21 protein-coding genes are annotated in these 17,048 nt (G+C 37.3%); 3 read left to right on the top strand and 18 right to left on the bottom strand.

Going from position 1 to position 17,048, the window contains the following annotated elements; genetic code table 11:
- Nucleotides 1-91: 91 nt before the first annotated feature.
- The 5 genes from DHW03_RS09970 to DHW03_RS09950 all read right to left on the bottom strand — a co-directional run bounded on the left by DHW03_RS09970 (nt 92) and on the right by DHW03_RS09950 (nt 5,468).
- A complete protein-coding gene (locus DHW03_RS09970; RefSeq protein WP_109925590.1) occupies nt 92-340 on the bottom strand; it encodes a DUF6952 family protein in 249 nt (82 codons plus the stop codon).
- On the bottom strand, nt 340-648 hold the full coding sequence (locus DHW03_RS09965) for a thioredoxin family protein (RefSeq protein ID WP_109925589.1): 309 nt from the start codon (nt 646-648) through the stop codon (nt 340-342). The genes DHW03_RS09970 and DHW03_RS09965 overlap by 1 nt, the downstream gene beginning before the upstream one ends.
- Before the next feature lie 14 nt (nt 649-662).
- Entirely contained in the window at nt 663-1,295 is a 633-nt protein-coding gene (locus DHW03_RS09960; protein WP_109925588.1) for a peroxiredoxin, read from the bottom strand.
- A gap of 448 nt (nt 1,296-1,743) precedes the next feature.
- Nucleotides 1,744-4,134 carry a S9 family peptidase gene (locus DHW03_RS09955; RefSeq protein ID WP_165825404.1) on the bottom strand — a complete coding sequence of 797 codons (2,391 nt, stop codon included), beginning with the start codon at nt 4,132-4,134 and terminating at the stop codon, nt 1,744-1,746.
- Between the two features lie 149 nt (nt 4,135-4,283).
- The gene (locus DHW03_RS09950; RefSeq protein ID WP_109925587.1) at nt 4,284-5,468 is read right to left on the bottom strand and encodes a hypothetical protein; all 1,185 of its coding nucleotides are present in this window, start codon (nt 5,466-5,468) and stop codon (nt 4,284-4,286) included.
- Between the two features lie 165 nt (nt 5,469-5,633).
- On the opposite strand from DHW03_RS09950, the gene DHW03_RS09945 reads away from it, so the two are divergent.
- Nucleotides 5,634-6,155 carry a YfiT family bacillithiol transferase gene (locus DHW03_RS09945; RefSeq protein ID WP_109925586.1) on the top strand — a complete coding sequence of 174 codons (522 nt, stop codon included), beginning with the start codon at nt 5,634-5,636 and terminating at the stop codon, nt 6,153-6,155.
- A gap of 20 nt (nt 6,156-6,175) precedes the next feature.
- On the opposite strand, the gene DHW03_RS09940 is transcribed toward DHW03_RS09945, so the two are convergent.
- From DHW03_RS09940 to DHW03_RS09910, 7 genes are all read right to left on the bottom strand, one after another.
- The gene (locus tag DHW03_RS09940; RefSeq protein WP_109925585.1) at nt 6,176-6,895 is read right to left on the bottom strand and encodes a heavy-metal-associated domain-containing protein; all 720 of its coding nucleotides are present in this window, start codon (nt 6,893-6,895) and stop codon (nt 6,176-6,178) included.
- 88 nt (nt 6,896-6,983) lie between these two features.
- On the bottom strand, nt 6,984-7,808 hold the full coding sequence (ygiD, locus tag DHW03_RS09935; protein WP_109925584.1) for a 4,5-DOPA-extradiol-dioxygenase: 825 nt from the start codon (nt 7,806-7,808) through the stop codon (nt 6,984-6,986).
- Between the two features lie 261 nt (nt 7,809-8,069).
- Nucleotides 8,070-8,975 (bottom strand): Abi family protein, encoded by a 906-nt coding sequence (locus tag DHW03_RS09930; RefSeq protein WP_109925583.1) that lies wholly within the window; start codon nt 8,973-8,975, stop codon nt 8,070-8,072.
- 178 nt (nt 8,976-9,153) lie between these two features.
- Entirely contained in the window at nt 9,154-9,657 is a 504-nt protein-coding gene (locus tag DHW03_RS09925; RefSeq protein ID WP_109925582.1) for a DUF3347 domain-containing protein, read from the bottom strand.
- A gap of 5 nt (nt 9,658-9,662) precedes the next feature.
- A complete protein-coding gene (locus DHW03_RS09920) occupies nt 9,663-10,478 on the bottom strand; it encodes a hypothetical protein (RefSeq protein WP_165825403.1) in 816 nt (271 codons plus the stop codon).
- Nucleotides 10,478-11,014, bottom strand: coding sequence for a heavy-metal-associated domain-containing protein (locus DHW03_RS09915; protein WP_109925580.1), 537 nt, complete (start codon nt 11,012-11,014; stop codon nt 10,478-10,480). Before DHW03_RS09915 ends, DHW03_RS09920 begins: the two co-directional genes overlap by 1 nt.
- Nucleotides 11,015-11,124: 110 nt before the next feature.
- Complete coding sequence (locus DHW03_RS09910; protein WP_109925579.1) at nt 11,125-11,529, bottom strand: HYC_CC_PP family protein; 405 nt, start codon at nt 11,527-11,529, stop codon at nt 11,125-11,127.
- 93 nt (nt 11,530-11,622) lie between these two features.
- Here DHW03_RS09910 and DHW03_RS09905 point away from each other — a divergent pair, with 93 nt between their 5' ends.
- Both DHW03_RS09905 and DHW03_RS09900 read left to right on the top strand, forming a co-directional pair.
- On the top strand, nt 11,623-12,321 hold the full coding sequence (locus DHW03_RS09905; protein ID WP_205940990.1) for a peptidylprolyl isomerase: 699 nt from the start codon (nt 11,623-11,625) through the stop codon (nt 12,319-12,321).
- Between the two features lie 51 nt (nt 12,322-12,372).
- Nucleotides 12,373-13,140 (top strand): exodeoxyribonuclease III, encoded by a 768-nt coding sequence (locus tag DHW03_RS09900; RefSeq protein WP_109925577.1) that lies wholly within the window; start codon nt 12,373-12,375, stop codon nt 13,138-13,140.
- A gap of 88 nt (nt 13,141-13,228) precedes the next feature.
- Here the strand turns inward: DHW03_RS09900 and DHW03_RS19330 are convergent, their stop codons facing one another.
- The 6 genes from DHW03_RS19330 to DHW03_RS09875 all read right to left on the bottom strand — a co-directional run bounded on the left by DHW03_RS19330 (nt 13,229) and on the right by DHW03_RS09875 (nt 17,030).
- Nucleotides 13,229-13,387, bottom strand: a complete 159-nt coding sequence (locus DHW03_RS19330; RefSeq protein WP_156131537.1) for a hypothetical protein — start codon at nt 13,385-13,387, stop codon at nt 13,229-13,231.
- Between the two features lie 11 nt (nt 13,388-13,398).
- Nucleotides 13,399-13,959, bottom strand: coding sequence for a 5-formyltetrahydrofolate cyclo-ligase (locus DHW03_RS09895; protein ID WP_109925576.1), 561 nt, complete (start codon nt 13,957-13,959; stop codon nt 13,399-13,401).
- A gap of 128 nt (nt 13,960-14,087) precedes the next feature.
- On the bottom strand, nt 14,088-14,648 hold the full coding sequence (efp, locus tag DHW03_RS09890) for an elongation factor P (RefSeq protein WP_109925575.1): 561 nt from the start codon (nt 14,646-14,648) through the stop codon (nt 14,088-14,090).
- A 119-nt stretch (nt 14,649-14,767) separates the two neighbouring features.
- Complete coding sequence (efp, locus tag DHW03_RS09885) at nt 14,768-15,328, bottom strand: elongation factor P (protein ID WP_109925574.1); 561 nt, start codon at nt 15,326-15,328, stop codon at nt 14,768-14,770.
- Nucleotides 15,329-15,920: 592 nt separating this feature from the next.
- Nucleotides 15,921-16,535 (bottom strand): ABC transporter ATP-binding protein, encoded by a 615-nt coding sequence (locus tag DHW03_RS09880; RefSeq protein WP_109925573.1) that lies wholly within the window; start codon nt 16,533-16,535, stop codon nt 15,921-15,923.
- Nucleotides 16,536-16,565: 30 nt separating this feature from the next.
- Nucleotides 16,566-17,030: a GNAT family N-acetyltransferase gene (locus DHW03_RS09875; protein WP_109925572.1), complete on the bottom strand. Its 465-nt coding sequence runs from the start codon at nt 17,028-17,030 to the stop codon at nt 16,566-16,568.
- Nucleotides 17,031-17,048: the final 18 nt, after the last annotated feature.

Raw genomic sequence — 17,048 nt, 5'->3', positions numbered from 1 at the left:
TTTAAGCCAGTTGTCAATCAACCTGCCTAACAAAAAAAACCCTTTGCGATTTTCGCAAAGGGTTTCTTATTTTAAAGGTACCTGAAAGAAATTATCGATCAATTGAACCCATTACTTTTTGGCCAAAAGCATTTAAAGCATCTTTTTCAACTGCGCCTTCACTTACCATTTGATGTACCTCTAGCGCACCGCAAATATTGGTAATCATTTCGCCTGCAACGTCCACTTCATGCTCACTAACGCCTCTAAATTCGCAAAAGGCTTCTAAAACTTCTAATGTAGTTTCTAACTGAGCAGGGGTGGTATTTTGAAACAATTGTCTTATAACTGGAATCTTCATTACTTTATCTTGTTAAATAGCTCAATTAAACCTTCTGCTTTGTTCGTTTGCACCTGATCTACCAAATTACCACCTTCAAAAGCCGCAAATGTTGGTAAATTATCAACGTTTGCAAATTTGCGCGAATTTGGAAGTTTCTCTGCATCAACAATCAAGAAAGCTACATCTTCATTTTCTGAAGCCAGTTTTTTAAACTTTGGTTTCATGATTCTGCAGTTACCACACCAAGATGCAGCATACTGAACCATAACTTTAGAGTTATCGGCCAAATACTGTTGAAGATTATCTTCTGTTAATTCTAAAAACATAATGTTTTGTTTAATTAGTTAGCGGCTAAATATTCAGCAACGCCAGTTCTGTTTGCGTTCATCGCTTCTTTTCCTTCTTCCCAGTTTGCAGGACAAACTTCGCCATGTTTTTGAACGTGGGTATAAGCATCAATCAAACGTAAATATTCTTTAACATTTCTACCTAATGGCATATCGTTAACACTCTCGTGGAAAACTTTGCCAGTCTCGTCAATTAGGTAAGTAGCTCTGAAAGAAACATTTGAGCCAGAGAAAGATTCATTTCCTTCTTCATCGTAATGAACTTCTTGATCTAAAATATCTAAAAGGCCAGATAATTGTCTGTGTGTATCTGCTAAAATTGGATACGTTACACCTTCAATTCCGCCGTTATCTTTTGGAGTATTTAACCAAGCAAAGTGAACTTCGTTGGTATCGCATGATGCGCCAATTACTATTGTATTTCTTTGTTCGAACTCAGGTAAAGCAGCTTGAAAAGCATGTAATTCTGTAGGACAAACGAATGTAAAATCTTTTGGATACCAGAATAATAAAACTTTGCTGTTTTTATTTACAGCTTCTTCAAATACGTTGATTTTCAAATCATCACCCATATCTGACATTGCATCTATACTAACACTCGGGAATTTTTTACCTACTATTGCCATAATTTTTATTAATTAATTTTATGCCGCAAAGGTACGGTGAAATCACTTCTTAATCAACCCAGATTTATTAATAGTTAATTGTATTTATTGATGATGATATAGTTAAAATCTATAACTATAAACTTATGTATAAATTCTTGCTATTTTTTTGATGGAAGGTTAAAAGGATTGAGATTTCATCAATATACGTTCGGAATAGTATTTAATTTAAATGAACAAATAGCAAATAATATCCATCATTAATGGTACGTGAGGGCACCTACCATGGCGGTTGCATAGTATCTAATTGAATGAACAAAGAGTAAATCAATCCATCATAGAGGGTACGTCGGGTAACGTACCATGGTGGGTGGAATTACTGAAAAGCAAATATCTATGGCTTTATATCATTTTTAACCTTTGCGATTTAATCATCACATTATCGAATCATCAAATGATCACCTAAATCTTATTTTTTCAAGGTGTTTTCATACAATTTAAAAATCCTCTTGTATTCATCTGTCCAACTGCTGGGCTCTACAAAGCCATGATCTTCAACAGGATATACAGCCAACTCCCAATTGTTTTTGCCCAGCTCAATAAAGCGCTGTGTTAGTCGAATAATATCTTGAAAATGAACATTTACATCAACCATACCATGGGCCATTAATAAGTTTCCTTTAAGCTTATCTGCAAAGTAAATTGGCGAGCTTTGTTTATAGGCAATCGGGTCATTAAAAGGCTCGTTTAAAATATTTGATGTATAACCGTGGTTATAATGTGCCCAATCGGTTACAGAGCGCAATGCCGCACCGCTCGAAAACACTTCTGCTTCGTTAAACATAGCCATCAAAGTGATAAAGCCACCATAAGAACCACCATATAAACCCACATGCTTTGGATTAACACCGTATTTTTCAACTAAAAACTTAACGCCATCTACCTGATCGGTTAAATCTTTTCCGCCCATGTGGCGATAAATGCCTGTTCTAAAATCCCTGCCATAGCCAGAACTTCCAGTGTAATCAATATCTATAACCGTGTAACCGTTATCGGCGAGTAAGTTATTAAACATAAACTCCCTGAAATACGTGCTCCAACCGAAATGTACATTCTGCAAATAGCCCGCTCCGTGTACAAATACCACTGCCGGATGATTTGGGTGCGGCTGATCGGATTTATAAACCCGTGCATAAACATCTGTTCCATAACGGTTTTTGAAGGTAACCATATCAGGCTGGCGCCACTTGTATGAATTAAATTCAGCCGAAGTAGATTGTGTAATTTTTACCGCTTTCGCACCGGGTTTATTGGCTTGTAGGTAGAGCTCTGCTGGCTTATCCATAAACGAATAATTAATGGCAAGCCATTTTTCATCAGGAGAAAGGCTAATGTCATTTAAGCCTTTCATTGTGCTTATTTGAACGGGTTCGCCACCATTTACGCCAATTTTAAAGAAATTCGTAATTCCGGGATGCTCTTTGTTGGCCGTAAAATAGAATGTGCTTTTATCTTTAGAAAGCTTTAAAGTTTGTACTTCCCACTTCCCTGAGGTAAGTTGTTTTTTCTCCCCTGTTACGATATTAGCAACATAAACATGCGAGTATCCAGTGGCTTCACTTTGGTAGTAAAAGCGATTGTTATCTATCCAACCTGTAGTGCCCTGAAAGAAGCCACTAATGCCAGGTCCTCCAATCCAAGCCTCATCATGTTGACGATCAAACAAAGACAGGCTCCCTGTAGAAGCATCGAGTTTTAAAATCCATCGATCTTTATTATCGATTGAAGTGGCTACTACTATCGCCGTTGTTCCATTTCCATTCCATAAAGGGCCGAAGAAATTTACAGGTCTATCTTCGTTTTTCTTTTTTAATGCTTCAAGTTGTTTTGGGTATTCTTTGTAAAATTCTGGCACATCCTTAATCCCGGGAATGGTAGAGAGCTGGATCGAATAAACCGAATCTCGCTGGGTGTCATAAATATAACCTTCTGAAATATTTTCGTTTTCGCCAACTTTTGTCCGACCTGAAATATCCTCAGTGTAACCAGAAGCGGTTACGTAATTGGGTACTATGGTGTTGTGGTTGTTTAAAGCTGGGTTTGTGAGTTTGTAGGTAATGTAACGCCCATTAGGACTGATGGTTACGGCATTTAAAAATTTATCATTTGCATATATTTCTCTGAGCGATTTGGTATCGGCTGTTGCGCCACCAAAGCGACCTCTTGGTCCACCAGCGCCTCTTGTACCACGCCCCTCAGAATTTCTTTTCTTGATGATGTCAAATAATTCGGTTTGTTCGGCCCTTAACCACTTATCTTGATCTGTAGCTGGTTTTGCTTCTATTCTATTGGGTTTCTTTCCCTTTACAAAATTGGTTAACTGTTTGGTTTCGGCTGATTTTAAATTGACTTCATAAAGGTTGTCGCCCAGTTGGTACACCACATTTCCATTGGTTAAGAAAACAGGGTTGCTTTCTCTTTCCATGGTATTGGTTAAGCGCATTTCTTTATTGGTTTTGAAATTTTGCAGGTAGATATCGCCAATTTTTTCAATTAGGCCTAAAGAATTGTCGTTGTTGTAAATGTAGTTCGCACCTAATAATTTTTCATCTTCCTTTTCTACAGCTTTTACTGGCTTATTGGATGAAGTTGAAACTTTAAATAATTCTTCCTTTGGCTTGTTCTCTGGATTCCAATTAAAATAAACCGTTTTGCTATCTGCTGTCCAACGGTAATTTGTAGGTGCAATTCCCATCCATTTTGGGTCTCGCATAATTTTTTCTACCGTTAGTGGAGCAATTTGTTGGGCAAAAGAATATTCGACGGCAAAAATCGAAAGGAAAAGTAAATATTTCTTCATGAATTTTAGTTTGGGTACCGCAATTTAAATATTAGGTTGCCGAAATTCACTAGGAAATGGAAATGTTACAACCCTTGTTTAAGGGATTATATCTTATTCAACAAATCGGGGATTGAAATTACCGCCAATAAAAGAAGCGCATTGTTAAGTTATCGAATTACCCGCCCAGTTTTATCGACATTTACATCGTCAAAGGGCTTTAAATATTCGTTTATGATGACTGAAAATTCTCTACGGGAGAGATTTTTTTTCAAATCATATTTGGATGCGAACTTATAATTTTTGTTCCACTTTTTTTGCAATTCTGTTTTTGTGGCCTCTACAGATTTATTACCGGTGTAGGCAACTAAGGAAACGGTGTTTTCTAAATTTATGGGTACATTTTTATGGTCGTCAAACCAAATTTGCGCTTTGTAGTAGTAGTCTTTTACGGGCTGTTTAATCTCATCGTAAGTTACCAATGCTTCTGGGTTAAAATAAGCTTTGCCATTTTTGAGTTCGGCCTTCAAAATCCCTGTAACACCGATTTTTTGGATGGCCAGCCAATTCGAGTCTGTTGCTTTTACATCATCAAAAGGCATTAGGGCAAGTTTATAGCTTAAAAGTTCTCCTTGAATTCGTTTTAAGTTCGATAGGCTTGTTTTGGTTTCAAAAAATGCTGCATATGCTGCGGTAGCGCCAGTAGCTTGTCCAATTTCGATGTTTCCTGGCGGGATATGCAATAAGTTTTCTTGATTGGTAATCAGTAAGTTATACAGGGAGAGTTGTCGTGGCTCTGAGGCAGATACGGCTGCAATTGTTGTTCTGTACAGGTTATTGCTGTAGCTTAAAACTTCCGTTTTAGCCAAGGCAAGGTCTTTAATTTTTAATGTGCCTAACACTTTCGCAGGGTTATCAACCAAAACAAGAATCTTCGCTTTTAAACTTTGTCCGTTTGCCAGTTTTAAATCCCATCCGTTCCCTGCACGACTAATTTCCGTGTACAATACATTATGAATTACATTTAAAAAGGTGGAGCTATCTATGGTTTTTTTGAGGTTTTTATTCTTTTTGTCATCTGGTGGAGTGGCCATTTGAGCAGATTTTTTAACCTCCCAAGTGCTCAAAATTTGATATAGTTTTTGAATTTCTGCTGATTTTTGAGCCAATGATTTCTGACTTATAAAGCCCGAACTTTGACTCAAAATTACCGTTTTAACTCCCGATTTATAGGACTGCATTCCGGCAGCCAACGCGGCATCGCCATTTCCAATCACCAACACATCTGTTTTAATGGTTTGAGCATGAATAATTAGCGGAACTAATAATGCGAAAACAAAAAACAACCTTTTCATTTGTGGAATTTAAATTTTGATGCAATATGCTTTAAATCAATGAATATTTAATAAAATGAGTGTATTTTAACTTAATTTTAACGATGGGATAGGTTATTATACCAAATTTTTAGGCTGTTTCAAACAAGCCAAAGCTTATAACTTTAAAATTTACTATTTTGCTTTATGGATTTAGAACAACTCAAATATCCGATAGGACAATTTATCATGCCTGAAGTTTTTCACGAAACGCAGGCAAACCTTTGGATTGCAGAAATAGAAACCCTACCAAGCCAAATTATTGCAGCAACCGAAAATTTAACTGATCACCAATTGAATCAACCCTATCGACCTGGCGGATGGACACTGAGACAAGTAATTCATCATCTACCCGATAGCCACATGAATGCCTACATTCGTTTTAAGCAGGCAATAACTGAGGACATCCCCGTTATTAGACCGTACTACGAAGAACGGTGGGCAGAAACAGAAGAGGCCAAAAACGGAGAAATAAAAATGTCGTTGGAATTGCTCGTAAGCATTCATCAACGATGGGTCGCATTCCTTAAAACACTAAATTCAGCAGATTACCAACGAGAATATATCCACCCTGCACTAGGAAGAGCGCTTACGCTGGCCAATATGTTGGGCACCTATGCTTGGCACGGAAAACATCATTTGGCGCACATTACCAATTCAATAAAATGATGCTTCCTTGATGTGTTGGTTTACATGAAAATTAACATCGCGGCGCTCATTGCAATCATAATCGAATCTTCCACAATCGTAACGGTGCTCATAGGTAAGTTAAACACTGCGCCAAGGCAGGCACATTGAATTTTTTTCTTATTCAATACACTTTCCAAAACGCCGATAATGCTAACCAACATAACGATTAGGGTAACCCAGTTTACAATTTGCGGCGATAAATTAAGGGCAAAACTCAATCCTAATCCAAGTTCAATAAAAGCATAAATGTAGCCCCAGCCACCAAATTTCTTGGCCACAATATCGTACATGGCATAACTTTCTGCAAAACCTTTCAAATTTAAAAGCTTAAAGAAGGAGAAGGTTAAGAAAAAGCCAGCCATAAAAACCCGCATAAAAACCATCAGATTTACTGCATCGTTTTGCCATGAAGAAATTAAAGAAATGGCGGTTACGTAACCAAAAATCAGCAAGATTGGTTTATACGTTTCTAGCCAAGATCTTGTTTGCTCAACTACTTCAATATGGCTCATTGCAGAAATTTGGTATTTGCTCTCTGCACCGCCTAAGGCTTGTTGCAATTGGTTTAAACCAATGTGCTGATCCATGTTAATTGTAGCAGAATTTGTCTCCTTAGAAACCTCAACAGCGGTTACATTGGGCAGAGCCAGTAAATTGCTCTTTACTTTATTTTCGCAACCACCGCAAGTCATTCCGGTAAGCTGATAGGTATGTGTCATGATTCAATCTTTCTACAAATTTACCACATCCAAGCTCGAATAGCGTTACAGAATAATCATAAAATGCGATAGAACTTTTGAAACTGAATTAACCCACCAAAACAGAAGTCATTGTTAATGAACCACCAACAGCCTTATCATTGAAAAACGAAATTTCTTCTTTATCGTTGGTTAGGCCCAAGGTATAAATTAAAGGTAAATAATGTTCTGGTGTTGGAATTGCCAACATGGCATCGTTACCCAAATTGCGATAGTTGATCAAAGGCTTATGATCGCCATTTGCAATTAAATTTTTGAAGGTATTGTTCATTTCATTTGCCCAATCATAACCACCGCCGTTAATCATTTCCCAACTTATCATACGCAGGTTATGCACCATATTTCCACTTCCTAAAATAAGTACGCCTTTTTTACGCAGTGCATATAGTTCTTTTGCAATCTCATAATGCTGTGCTGGCGATTTTGTATAATCAATGCTTAATTGTAAAACAGGAATATTGGCATCAGGATACATGTGTTTTACCACTGTCCAGGTGCCGTGATCTAATCCCCAATCGTGATCTAATTCAATGTTTGTGGAATGCACAAGGCTGGGTATTTCGTTTGCCAGCTTAGCATCGCCAGGCGCTGGATACTGAACATCAAAAAGTGCTTGCGGAAATCCACCAAAATCGTGTATGGTGCTTGGAAAATCCATTGCGGTAACAAAAGTTCCGTGCGTGTACCAATGGGCAGAAACTACCAATACAGCTTTTGGAATGGGAATGTGCTTGGCCAAGTCTATCCAACTTTGGCTGAACTCATTATTTTCAATTCCATTCATTGGCGAACCATGACCGATAAAAAGTGTAGGCATCAGCTCAGTTTGAGCCAAACCTTGGGTAAAGTTTCTGAATTGGGTTAGCGTTGACATGGATTAGAAAATACTTGTGGGGTTTTCTTTGATGGATAATTATGAATTTCAAATAACAAAAATAAGGTGCTTTTGGTATTTGAACATTAACGTATGGTAAGAAACGGAATTATTTCATTTCTTCTAGTATCCTGGTTGTAAATAACTTCGAGCACGAATGCGAAATGAAGGCAAAAGAATTTTTCTTTGAGAAAGGGATAATCTTTTGGATGTATTGCAAATGCCTAAAATTTTTTATAAACCCATCAGAATGATTGGAATCTAGCTGTCCCGGCGCCATATTGGTTGGTAATCCCATTCATTAAAAAAGCCTAATTTGTAGATTGGGATTTCGGGATTATTATCGAATAGTTCCAGTATCTTATTTTTAATCTGATGACCTGGTGTAACATGGTTGCATAAGTAAAGCATTGTGGAAATAATCAAGAAAGGTTTTTTTGTCTGTGCTGGCAATAATTCAACGTTCAACCAATCCGAACTAGGATTAATAATTTTTTCCGTTGGCTTTTTAACCATGCTTCGGCTCCACAATCTTGAATGATGTGCTATAATATTTCTACAATAGGTAATAGCTTCAAGCCAACTAGAAAGCTCCTTATGCAAATTAAGACCCATTTCTGATGCTATTATGGCCTTTTCAGGTAGCTGATGACGAATATTTTTATAGATTTTAGAAAGTGTGCCCATAGATGCTACTTCCAAAATTTTCCATGAATCTGGTTGCTCATTATTCAGACGTCTTTTGTGGTCCTTTATGAATATTTCCTGACTCCTGTCAAATTCAGCACGAAGTAGTGATAAAAGATTTTTTTGAATTTCAATGTCATTGAATAAATCAAAATTGGTGTACCACAATCCACCACGCGAACACGACATGTGGTATATCATTTTGGTTCTCAAGGCAATTTCGATTCTTTCAATAGCATCAAACAGAATAAGTTTTAGGTGTCTGTCAAAATTATACCGATTGAGAATGTCTTCAAAGAAAGTACCATCCCTTAGGTTATGGCCATCATCAACCTGAAGATCCCACCAATATCCTTTCAAACGATAGTAACTTATATTTTTAAGATAATGTGGGGCTGTTACTTCATCGCGAAATTGCATGTTTCGCTGTTTTAAAAGATCAATTTGCTCTTCAACAGTTAATGCCGGTTTATTAGCCATTTCAATAAAAAAAATGACCCGCTTGCAGTTCTTATGGTATGCAAAACGGGTACTGTTAGAACAAAAATAAAAAATTATAGAAAATTTTATTGTAACAAAGACGATACACTGTATGGCTTGCTATCTCATGAGGCTTTCTAAGGGCAATATGTTAGCTATTTTTCGTTATGCCAACTAATTACTTAGCTTTTATCGTTTCAGCAACATCTCCACATTCAAACATCATGCTACCGTAGTATGGGTTTTCGATGCTTTCTTTTTCATTTAACCAGCTTGCCTTTGCCATTGGGCAGTGTTGAACATAAACCGTGCTTGTATTAAACTTGATGCTCCTTAACGTTTTAATCATTGGATAAGAAATTCCCTCAAAGGCTTTTCTCTGCACTTTAATGTCTTTTGCAGTAGCCAATTCTGTCGCTTTAGCTTTAATCAATGCAGCTTGTTCCATCCAAAGTTTGTGTTGGTCTGACGGAAACTCCTTGTGCGGTACGGCATCCACAGTAACCATTAAAGTCTTTGCTTTTTCTGCGGCCAAATCTTGTTTATCGGTAGCCAGGGCATTTTTTAAATCGAAATAAGCGGATAATACTTGATTTAATGCCTTATCCGTTTTGCTTTGCGCTAAACTGAATTTTGTAGATGCTACGGTAATGATTGCTATAAATAAAAAAATCTTTTTCATTGCTGTTATTTTAAAATGTTAAAAAAATTGAATTCTGCCCTAAGCAGGTACATATTTTTGGTGTATCTACCTTCTAGATTCCCTGTTGCTTGAAAACGGTATCCCAAATCGATTCGGGTTTTACTGTTCAAAATCACTTGTATGGCTGGTGCTACATCTAAATAAGACTGTCCACTGCTTGGATCTGTTTTGCCGAGTAACTCTAAATACACATTAAAGTTCGGCTGATTATAATTTGTATAGGCAATGGGTAAAACCAAATATCCTGAAGATAAACTGTAAGACAGCATATTGTTCGGACGAGGCATGCCCGCCACTTGCCTGCGCTGGTTATCAAAAGCGTGAGTATAACCAAGCGTTGCTGACAGGGCGAGTTTATGCAAAAGTTGTGTAAAGATTACACCGCCTTGTAAGCCACTATTGTCGCCCTCTAAGTTTATATCTCGTGTGTAGGTGGGTCTTATGCTTGTACTTAGTCTGCCAAATGCCGAGGCTCTAAAATGGCTATGCGTATCATCAATGGATAAAAACCGATACTTGGCATACAAACTTCCTCCTTCTAGGCGGTATTTCCCATCCATATCCGACAGGAAAGCCTTGGCATGTGCCATTAAGTTTTTATTAAAGCCAAACATAACTTCGGGTATGGTTCTACTCACATAACCTGGATAATTAAACATGCCTTCGTTGGTGATTCTAACACCAATTGATTTTGTAGGCATGTTACTTGCCGGCTCTGTAAAAACATAAAGTTCTTGGCTAAAGGCATTTAATTTGGCGCCAAAAATAATCAGCGCCAAAAAGAAGAGCTTCTTCATCACTAAGAAATGCTTAAATGATAAATACGGGTTTTCTTGCCGTTTATTAAGCCTGTTCCGCTGGTATAGGCATCAGAAGTTGCGCTTGCAGCCTGTTTTTTAAAAGCGGTACCCGAGATGAAATTTTTATCGACCACGCTTGCCTTTACTGTACCGTTTAGAGTTTTGTTTTTAGCATTAACGAACCGATAAACACTTCCATCAACAATGGCTTGGCCTTTATCATCAATTTTAACCTGATTAAAACTGAAATTTGCCATTAACCCACCAAGAGAAAAACCTGCATCTTGTACTTTCTTGCGTATCAAGTCCAAATTGATATCCGCATCTTTTTTAAAGGTTAAAACGAAGATATTTTTATTTAAATCAGGTTTTACAGAACTTATGAAATCTAACGTTTCTAATGATTTCTGTGTAGCGTTTGAACACATAGAGCAGGTTAATCCAGTTACTTGTAAATCTGCTGAAGTGATTTTTTGTGCCGAAACGTTAACGGCAATGAATAGCATAATAATGCTGAATAATTTTATTGTTTTCATTGTTTTTTGAATTAAATAAACCGATTGCCACAGTTTCTCTAAATATTTTTAGAGGCGTGATGACAGCATTGATGCTGAATGAGATTCAGCAAAACCAAGATTATTTAATTCTAATTCCTAAAAATGCAGTTGAAAACATGCAGAGAAAGCCGGGCGGATATTGGCGGGGCTTTATTGGAAATTTTGCTTAAAAAGGCAGGAGTGATGTTGGATAGAAATTGTAAAACAGGCGGGTGCAAGAAAAGTTGAATAGAAAACAATTTTGGCATTTGTGTTTGTGCCTCAGTTTGGTGGCTATCTTTAACTTTGACGTTTACCTGCGTATTTTTACAACAACCATCGTCTTTCTTTTTTTCAGCAGGAATATCTTTGCAAAGCTTACAAGATACCTCATTGCTAAACACCTGTACATTTGCCAGTTTACCCCCGCAAAAATGTAAGCTTAAAGCAAAACCCATAACACTAACCGCGTAGAATACGGCTAAAGAAAGTGCTATTTTTTGTTTTAACTTCATGTGTACAAAGGTAAAGCAAAAAAAAACGAATAACAGCGGCAATTATTTATTCAATTTCATTTTTTAACTTACTTTCGCTTTAAACACCACATAATGAAAAAATTACTCTTTATCATTTGCACAATTTCTATGTTCTCCGCCTTCGCGGCAAAACCGAAGAATCAGTACGTTAGCATTAAAACCGAGTTTGGAACCTGCATTGTTAAACTGTATAACGAAACACCTTTACACCGCGATAATTTTTTAAAATTAGCCAAGCAGGGTTTCTACAACGGAACGCTATTTCATCGGGTAATAAAAGATTTTATGATACAAGGTGGCGATCCGGATTCAAAAAATGCTAAACCAGATTCTCTTTTAGGGTCAGGTGGATTGAAATATACCATTCCGGCAGAATTTAGAGATAGTTTATTCCATAAAAAAGGCGTCTTGGCTGCGGCAAGAGATAACAATCCAGAAAAAGCATCAAGCAGTTGCCAGTTTTATTTGGTGCAGGGCAAGGTGTTTACAGACGAGCAATTAAACAGCCTCGAGGAGAAAAGGTTAAAATTTAAAATCCCAGAATGGCAAAGGGAAGTGTATAAAACTTTGGGCGGTACGCCACATTTAGATCGCAATTACACCGTTTATGGCGAAATTGTTCAGGGTTTAGATGTAGTAGATCGGATTGCTGTTTTGCCCACCGACAAAAATAACCGACCCAAACAGGATGTAAAAATGGAAGTGACCATTTTGAAAAAAAGAGAAGCCAAAAAGTTGGAGAAACTACTGGCGAAAGGGGAACAAGGATAAAGTACTCTTTAGGTGAGAACTGCAATTGTATTGTATCGTTTGCAATAAACTATGAAAATTATTTCTTACAACGTTAATGGCATCAGGGCCGCAAGCACGAAAAATTTTTTCGGCTGGCTACAGGCAACCGATGCAGATATGGTTTGCTTACAAGAAGTTAAGGCCATGCCATCGCAAATTCCTGAAATTATTGCCCTAATTGAGCAATTAGGCTATCATCATTTTTGGTTCCCTGCGGAGAAAAAGGGTTATAGCGGGGTGGCGATTTTGACCAGAGTAAAGCCCAACCATGTAGAATATGGCTGTGGTGAAGAATGGATTGATCGAGAGGGTAGAATTTTGCGAGCAGATTTTGATGATTTCTCCTTAATGAGTTTATACATGCCCTCAGGTTCCAGCGGCGATGAGCGACAAGTTAAAAAGTACGAGTTTATGGCTTTTTTCGATGTTTACATCAACCACCTGCGCAAAGAGAAACCAAACCTTATTGTAAGCGGCGATTATAACATTTGCCATACATCTATTGATATTCACAACCCGAAATCGAATGCAAATTCGTCTGGGTTTCTACCACAGGAAAGAGAGTGGATGCAACTCTTTTTAGATAATGGATTTATAGATGCTTTCAGGCATTTTAATAAAGATCCGCACCATTACACTTGGTGGAGTTATAGAGCTGGGTCTAGAGGTAAAAATTTGGGTTGGCGTATTGATTACCATTTAACAACCCGCCCTATGGAAAGCCGATTGAGGAATGTACGCATTTTGCCAGATGCCATCCATTCAGATCATTGCCCCGTTTTATTGGAAATTGACTGATAAACAGCACATTGGGCAAGAGGCTAAATGAAGCTATTTTTTAAAAATTTAGGGATTGTTAGAGTAATTGAAGCCTTGAATAGCCGAATTACAAATGTTCGGCTTCGTATTTTTCACCCGCCTTTAACATCAATTCTATTTGCTTTAAATCATCGGCAGTAAGCTCTTCCTTTTCCTGCAATTCGAACACCGCAATCATGTTGTCTTCGTATTGTTTTTCCGTTTTAATTACGATTTCTTGTGCCATGATCATTCAGCTTAAAATTTAATGGTTTCTGTTGGGGTAATGCAAACGTTTAATCTGATGTCGTGTTCGTTCACGTCATCTATCTTTTCGATTGCAGGCGACAAAGATAAGCCTATTTTTTGAGCATTCGTATTTTGTAAAAAACGATCATAAAAGCCTTTCCCATAACCCACCCGATAGCCTTGTTTATCAAAAGCCAAAAGCGGTATCAAAACCAAATCTACCTCGCCGTTGTGCAAAGCGCCCTTTTGCGGTTCCAAAATGTTGAACAAGTTTTTCTGTAAATCATCCACGCCCAAGTATTCATGATGCGTCATCAAAGCCGTTTCAAAATCGGCTTTGGGTACAATAATCTTTATTTTAGGGTGCTTTTCTGCCAGCCACTTGATTAATAAAAAAGTGTTGGGTTCTTTCTTTTCTACAATAGGTAAAAATAGGTGGATTGTTTTTACATCCTTAAAATCCCATTTTACAAATTGGTTTAATAAACCTTGGTTTAACGATTCGTACTCCGATTCGCTAAATGCTAATCGATCTTTTAATGCCTGTTTTCTAATTTCTAATTTCAACATAATTTCAAATTAGGTAAATATCACCTCAATTCGGACGAACAAAAATATCTTTTCAAGCCAAAAAGCAAACCTATAAAACAAAAAAGCCCTCGAAAAAATTCAAGGGCTATTAAAAAAATAAATAAAAATTATTTTACACGCTCTACATATTCTCCCGTACGCGTATCTACTTTAATTTTATCGCCTTGGTTTACAAACATAGGCACTTTAACTTCCACACCATTTTCAAGTGTTGCAGCTTTCAATGCGTTTGTAGAAGTATCACCTTTAACTGCGGGCTCTGAATAAGTAATTTCAAATTCTGCAAAGTTTGGCAGCTGACCCATAATTGCCTCATCGCTTTCCATAGAAACGATAACGCTCATACCTTCTTTTAAAAATTTAATGGCCGATCCAAATAGCGTTTTTTCAACATTGTACTGTTCGTAGCTGGTGTTATCCATTACCACCAAGTAATCACCATCTTCATATAAATATTGGTAATCACTGGTTTCTACGCGGCAAATTTCAACAGCCTCGTCTGTATTCATACGAGCTTCTACAATTCTGCCCGATTTAATGTTACGAAATTTACCGGTGTAAAAAGCGCCGCCTTTACCTGGTGTACGGTGATTCCATTCGTCAACAGTAACCAACTCGCCGTTTACACGCAGGATGTTACCTGTTTTAATTTCTGATGCTTTAGCCATATGATTTTATCCTATTTGGATTTATATTTCCGTTTTTTGTGACGGCAAAGGTAAAATTATTTTAATAAAAACCTACAATGCTTTAGTGCATAAGGCTTTGATTATCGGGTGTCTTAACCTTACTTTACGCGCTCTACGTAATCGCCTGTTTTAGTATCAACCTTCACCTTATCGCCTTGGTTAATAAATAGCGGCACCCTAATTTCTGCGCCTGTTTCTACTGTGGCGTATTTTTGCGCACTGGTAGAAGTATCGCCCTTAACGGCCGGCTCGGTGTAAGTAATTTCCAATTCAACGCTGTTTGGCAACTGCGCAACAATCGGCTCTTCGCTTTCAAAAGCAATGGTTACATTCATACCTTCTTTTAAAAATTTAATGGAGCTGCCAAAAAGCAGTTTCGGAATGGTGTATTGCTCAAACGTATTGTTATCCATTACCACTAAATAATCGCCATCTTCATATAAATATTGGTAATCATTAGTTTCCACACGGCAAATGGTTACTTCCTCATCGGTACGAAAACGATATTCAACAATTTTTCCTGTTTTAACATTTCGCATTCGAGCCTGATAAAAGGCCCTTAAATTGCCTGGGGTGCGGTGGATATACTCTTCTACACTAACCAATTCTCCGTTAAAACGAAGTACATTTCCGCTCTTTACTTCTGATGCCTTAGCCATTACTTATTCTTTTTAATTTTCGAACCTCAAAGTTAAATAAAGGATTTTTGATTTGGAAAGCAAAACCTCCAATTAATCGGTTGCAGTAGTCCCGCTTTTACTCCAATCTTTTTGTCCTCTCATTCCTCCATCGCATTGCAATTGGGCCAACAACTGTCTTTGCAAACCATTTCGTTAAGCTAACAAAAAGTATTTTCGCGCAATCGGGTTTAAATAAATTAAACCTGTGTACGCAATAAAAGCCTGTTTATGCACTGTGTACTAGATAATCGGGTTTTTGAGGGACGGGCAAGAAAGTAAAAACCGTTGTATAAAAGAAATGCCTTTGGGAACCACTCCAAAGGCATAATCAACCTAAACCTCAAACTAAACTATGAAAAAATCTTTTTTGCCTTTTCGGGCTATATTTTAATCCGTAAAAGCGGATATATGTAACATTTAATAAAGAGATTAATTAAATAATTGTTTCTCTTTTTGGTGGTGCAAAGGTAAGAACTATTTTTCAATTACAAAATATTTCTATAAAAAAAATTTTATAATACAAATTGATGACAAAAGAAGGAGTTAGTTAAAGCGACAAATGGTTGTTAAGTTATTTGTAATCAGCTATTTGGATAGAAGCGCTACAAAACTCATATTCCTGAATTTGGTTAGAACCAATAATGGTTAGCTTGTCTTTAGAGAAATTTTCAATCAATTCGCGATACCAATTTATCCCTTGAACGTCTAAATTGCTAGTAGGTTCATCTAAAAATAATATTGGCGAATCGGCACAGCAGGCCAAAGCAAGTTTGGTTCGCTGTTTCATCCCCGAAGAAAAATACCTAATTTGTTTATTAGACGATTTTTCCAAACCTAGAATGGAGAGCAACTGCTTAGCATCAACCCCAGTAGCAAAATTTTTAAACTTGAAGTGAAATTCTATAATTTCCCTCAAGGTGAAGGTTTCAATAAGTTCAAGATAAGGAGCGGCTAGGCTCATATACTTATAAATGCTTTCTACTTCAATTTCGCTTGGATTTGAATAGCTGATTTCGCCCTCGGACGGCGTTAAACTTCCGGTAAGCACACTGAGTAGGGTAGATTTACCAGAGCCATTTGGACCAAGAATAGCATAGCTTTGGCCTGAAACAAAGTCGGCAGTTAGATTTTTGAAAATCCATTCCTTGTTAAATCTCCTCCCTACGTTGTTTAGGCTAATCTTCATTCTTGTGGTAACAGATTTAGTTGTTGTAAATCATGACTTTTCGAGTGCTTTTGCCATGCATACACTATTTTCTACTCCAATATATTGGCCGTAGTTTGGGGTAATGTGGTAGCCAACTTTTTGATATAACCCAATGGCTTCAGGTTGCTTTATTCCAGTTTCTAACACGCAAGTGTGATAGCCAAGTTCTAAGGCCCATTTTTCTAATTCGTTAAGAATTCTTGCTGCAATGCCCTGATTTCTAAAGTCTGGATGAACAAACATTCTTTTCACCTCGGCAGTCTGATCTGCAAATGGCTTTATTGCGCCGCAAGCAACAGATATCCCGTTTTTAAACGCCACAACAACTTCCTTTATCGCATCAATTTTATTAAATTGAGCATAGAAAGCATGATCGTCTCCATCTCTAATGGCTAAATCTTGATCTAACAGTTTAACCAATTCCTTAAAATCAGTATGGTCTGAATTTGTTCGAAGTAGCGTTAAATCAGTCATGGTAATATTTTGTTGTAT

This window comes from Pedobacter yonginensis, assembly GCF_003173595.1.
GTDB lineage: Bacteria > Bacteroidota > Bacteroidia > Sphingobacteriales > Sphingobacteriaceae > Pedobacter > Pedobacter yonginense.
The sequence above is the reverse complement of the archived record's forward strand: the minus strand, read 5'-3'. Positions and strand labels throughout refer to the sequence as shown.

What these genes read in the sequence shown, in the direction of transcription:
- DHW03_RS09970 (WP_109925590.1), bottom strand. Translation starts at nt 340, where the DNA reads ATGAAGATTCCAGTTATAAGACAATTGTTTCAAAATACCACCCCTGCT.
- DHW03_RS09965 (WP_109925589.1), bottom strand. Translation starts at nt 648, where the DNA reads ATGTTTTTAGAATTAACAGAAGATAATCTTCAACAGTATTTGGCCGAT.
- DHW03_RS09960 (WP_109925588.1), bottom strand. Translation starts at nt 1,295, where the DNA reads ATGGCAATAGTAGGTAAAAAATTCCCGAGTGTTAGTATAGATGCAATG.
- DHW03_RS09955 (WP_165825404.1), bottom strand. Translation starts at nt 4,134, where the DNA reads ATGAAGAAATATTTACTTTTCCTTTCGATTTTTGCCGTCGAATATTCT.
- DHW03_RS09950 (WP_109925587.1), bottom strand. Translation starts at nt 5,468, where the DNA reads ATGAAAAGGTTGTTTTTTGTTTTCGCATTATTAGTTCCGCTAATTATT.
- DHW03_RS09945 (WP_109925586.1), top strand. Translation starts at nt 5,634, where the DNA reads ATGGATTTAGAACAACTCAAATATCCGATAGGACAATTTATCATGCCT.
- DHW03_RS09940 (WP_109925585.1), bottom strand. Translation starts at nt 6,895, where the DNA reads ATGACACATACCTATCAGCTTACCGGAATGACTTGCGGTGGTTGCGAA.
- ygiD (WP_109925584.1), bottom strand. Translation starts at nt 7,808, where the DNA reads ATGTCAACGCTAACCCAATTCAGAAACTTTACCCAAGGTTTGGCTCAA.
- DHW03_RS09930 (WP_109925583.1), bottom strand. Translation starts at nt 8,975, where the DNA reads ATGGCTAATAAACCGGCATTAACTGTTGAAGAGCAAATTGATCTTTTA.
- DHW03_RS09925 (WP_109925582.1), bottom strand. Translation starts at nt 9,657, where the DNA reads ATGAAAAAGATTTTTTTATTTATAGCAATCATTACCGTAGCATCTACA.
- DHW03_RS09915 (WP_109925580.1), bottom strand. Translation starts at nt 11,014, where the DNA reads ATGAAAACAATAAAATTATTCAGCATTATTATGCTATTCATTGCCGTT.
- DHW03_RS09910 (WP_109925579.1), bottom strand. Translation starts at nt 11,529, where the DNA reads ATGAAGTTAAAACAAAAAATAGCACTTTCTTTAGCCGTATTCTACGCG.
- DHW03_RS09905 (WP_205940990.1), top strand. Translation starts at nt 11,623, where the DNA reads ATGAAAAAATTACTCTTTATCATTTGCACAATTTCTATGTTCTCCGCC.
- DHW03_RS09900 (WP_109925577.1), top strand. Translation starts at nt 12,373, where the DNA reads ATGAAAATTATTTCTTACAACGTTAATGGCATCAGGGCCGCAAGCACG.
- DHW03_RS19330 (WP_156131537.1), bottom strand. Translation starts at nt 13,387, where the DNA reads ATGGCACAAGAAATCGTAATTAAAACGGAAAAACAATACGAAGACAAC.
- DHW03_RS09895 (WP_109925576.1), bottom strand. Translation starts at nt 13,959, where the DNA reads ATGTTGAAATTAGAAATTAGAAAACAGGCATTAAAAGATCGATTAGCA.
- efp (WP_109925575.1), bottom strand. Translation starts at nt 14,648, where the DNA reads ATGGCTAAAGCATCAGAAATTAAAACAGGTAACATCCTGCGTGTAAAC.
- efp (WP_109925574.1), bottom strand. Translation starts at nt 15,328, where the DNA reads ATGGCTAAGGCATCAGAAGTAAAGAGCGGAAATGTACTTCGTTTTAAC.
- DHW03_RS09880 (WP_109925573.1), bottom strand. Translation starts at nt 16,535, where the DNA reads ATGAAGATTAGCCTAAACAACGTAGGGAGGAGATTTAACAAGGAATGG.
- DHW03_RS09875 (WP_109925572.1), bottom strand. Translation starts at nt 17,030, where the DNA reads ATGACTGATTTAACGCTACTTCGAACAAATTCAGACCATACTGATTTT.